A 2700-nucleotide genomic window follows, 5' to 3' on the forward strand; every position below is an offset into this window, starting at 1 on the left:
GACATCCGCCGCGAACGGCAGAACCAGGCCTTGCTCACCTCGATGGAACGCCGCGCCGCGATGCAGCTGCACCTGCAGCAAACCGTGGAAGGCCTGTCCATCGCCGCCATCACCTACTACAGCGCCGGCCTGATCGGCTACCTGCTCAAGGGCGCCAAGGCCGCCGGCCTGGCGCTCAATGTGGAACTGGCCACCGCCGCCGCGGTGCCCTTGCTGGCGCTGGCCATCGCCCTGGGCCTGCGCCGCGCGCGCGCCGCCTTGCGCCGCCATGGCGCGGCCGCCGGCATGGAACACGGCTGACACCTGCCATTTCAGGCACTCCGTTCGCCAGCCGCCATCGGCTATACCCAAACTGGACCGGCCGCGAACTTTGCCCGCCCCGGCCAAGTCAGAAAAACGCCGCCCCCAGAGCGGCGCGACGAGCGGCCACACCGCTCGCAGCAACAGGACAAAGGAGAAACCGATGCATGATTCGCTTTGCGATCCGGCGCAAGCGCCGATTATCGACAGCCCCAACCTGACCGCCGCGCTGCAGCAACTGGACACCTGTCAGGCCAGGCTCACAGAGGAACAGATCCGCCAGTTTCACGACTCGCTGCACTTGAGCCCGGAAGAGCTGCTGCCCTTCCGCCAATTCAGCGAAGCCCGCTACCGCCGCAACCAGATCTACCTCAGTCCGCACTGCGAACTGCTGCTGCTGTGCTGGCGCAGCACCCAGCGCAGCCGCATCCACAATCATCGCGGCAGCCTGTGCGGCTTGCGCGTGCTGCAAGGCACCGCCACCGAAACCATCTTCGAGCGCACCGAGCATGGCCTGGTGTACGCGGTGGAATCCCATCGCCTGGCCACCGGCAGCCTCACCATCAACGGCAATCTGGACATTCACCAGATTTCCAATCTGCAGCCCTACGGCGAAGACCTGATCACCCTGCACCTGTATTCGCCGCCGCTGCGCAAGATGGAACTGTTCAGCCTGGAATCCACTCAGGTGGAACAGCCGGGCGATTCGCTGAGCTGGGTATACGAAATCTAAGCCATGCCCTCCAATCTCGCCGCCGAACTGTTTCCCGACCTGCTCACCCACTTTCCCTGGCTGGAAGGCGGCCAGCCTCCGTGGCTCTGGCTGAACCGGCTGCCGGACAGCCTGAGCCGCGTGCACGCCGCGCTGGATCCGGCCGAATGGACGCTGGACTGCGACATCGCCATCCACCACAGCGCCATGATAGAAGCCGGCGCCATCCTCAAGGGCCCGCTGCTGATCGGCCCCGGCTGCCGCATCGCCGCCCACGCCTATCTGCGCGGCGGCGTGGCGCTGGCCAATGATGTGACGGTGGGGCCGGGCTGCGAACTCAAGACCTGCGTCATCGGTCCTTACTCGCGGCTGGCCCATTTCAACTTCGTCGGCAACGCCGTGCTGGGCGCGGACGTCAATATGGAAGCCGGCTCCGTCATCGCCAATCACTGGAACGAGCGCCGCGACAAGACCATCACCGTGCGCTGCCGCCAGCAGGCATGGACCTTGCCGACGCAGAAGTTCGGCGCGCTGGTGGGCGATCACAGCCGCATCGGCGCCAACGCCGTGCTCTCCCCCGGCACCTTGCTGCCGCCGCACGCGGTGGTGGCGCGGCTGGCCTTGGTGGAACAGGACCCGATCCTGGATTGACAAGCAGCCGCAGGGCCCGCGGCCCCTCCAAGCCCGGCCTCAACCCGGCTGTTTCCAGCGCTGCGCCGGCACCAGGGCGGCCATCTTGTCCGGATGGCCGCTCAGCGTCGGCGTCTGCTGATAGCCCAAGGCCTGCAGCTCCTGCCGCACCTCGGCGATCAGCGCGGCAAAACTGAGCGGCTGCGCCGCCGCCCGCAGCCGCTTGGCCAGGGTGAAGGTGAACGCGCCGTAAGCCGCCGCGCCGTGGTTGTACTCGGACGCCAGCTCCGCCTGCCCGGCGGCGAACAACAGCAAGGGCACATACGGCCCGGCGTGGCCGTAAGCGGCGGTGGCGGCCTTGAACGCCGGCTCAGAATCCGTCCACAAGGCCTTGGCCTCGCCCAGGCCATGCCGGCGCAGCTGGATCGCGTCCGCCGGCGCGGCCCGGTCCGGCAGAAAGGCCCTGCCCGCCTGCGCCGCCTGCTCGGCGAAATCCCTGGGCACCCACATCTGATGCCGCGGCTCCCAGCGCAGCATGCGGTGACGCACATCGTCCGGCGGATCGATGCCGCGCACCGTCCGCCCGCCGCGCGTCATTCCTCCGGCATAACAGCAATCGAAGATGGCGACGAAATTGGCATCGTACGGCAGCTGGCTGTAATAGCGGTAAAACTCCTTGTCGGTGAAGGCGTGCTCCGGCTGCCAATCGAAATCCACCGGCACCAGGGTTTCATCGCTGCGGTCCGGCTGACCGTCGGCGCCGTAGTGCGGCAGCTCCGCGCCGTGGCCGGAATAGAAAAACACCCGCTCATCGCCCGGCCCCACGCCGTCGGCCAGCCAGTCCAACCGCTCCAACAGCGCGTCGCGCGTCGCGCGCTCATCGCTCAGCACCCGGATATCGTCGGCGGCGAAGCCGCATTCCTGCAGCACCGAACTCATCAGATAGACATCGTTGACGCAGCCGTTCAGCCGCATTTCCGGCTTGGGATAGGCGTTGATGCCCACCAGCAGCGCACGGCGCCGGGTGCGCGCCGCCGCCGGCAGCAAGGCCTGGACCG

The 2700-nt window shown here is 67.5% G+C and carries 4 protein-coding genes; 3 read left to right on the plus strand and 1 reads right to left on the minus strand.

Annotated features, from left to right (window positions below; all coding sequences use genetic code 11):
• From LQT98_RS23495 to LQT98_RS23505, 3 genes are all read left to right on the plus strand, one after another.
• On the plus strand, positions 1-300 hold a 300-nt coding region (locus tag LQT98_RS23495), incomplete at its 5' end, for a DUF3422 family protein (protein ID WP_231465645.1).
• 163 nt (positions 301-463) lie between these two features.
• Positions 464-1033 (plus strand): cysteine dioxygenase, encoded by a 570-nt coding sequence (locus tag LQT98_RS23500; RefSeq protein ID WP_231465647.1) that lies wholly within the window; start codon positions 464-466, stop codon positions 1031-1033.
• A gap of 3 nt (positions 1034-1036) precedes the next feature.
• Positions 1037-1663 carry an LbetaH domain-containing protein gene (locus LQT98_RS23505; protein ID WP_231465649.1) on the plus strand — a complete coding sequence of 209 codons (627 nt, stop codon included), beginning with the start codon at positions 1037-1039 and terminating at the stop codon, positions 1661-1663.
• Between the two features lie 39 nt (positions 1664-1702).
• Here LQT98_RS23505 and LQT98_RS23510 read toward each other — a convergent pair.
• Positions 1703-2700, minus strand: a 998-nt coding sequence (locus tag LQT98_RS23510) for a caspase family protein (RefSeq protein WP_231465651.1), incomplete at its 5' end; no start/stop codon positions are given.

It is taken from the genome of Chromobacterium aquaticum (assembly GCF_021129195.1).
Classification (GTDB): Bacteria; Pseudomonadota; Gammaproteobacteria; order Burkholderiales; family Chromobacteriaceae; genus Chromobacterium; species Chromobacterium aquaticum.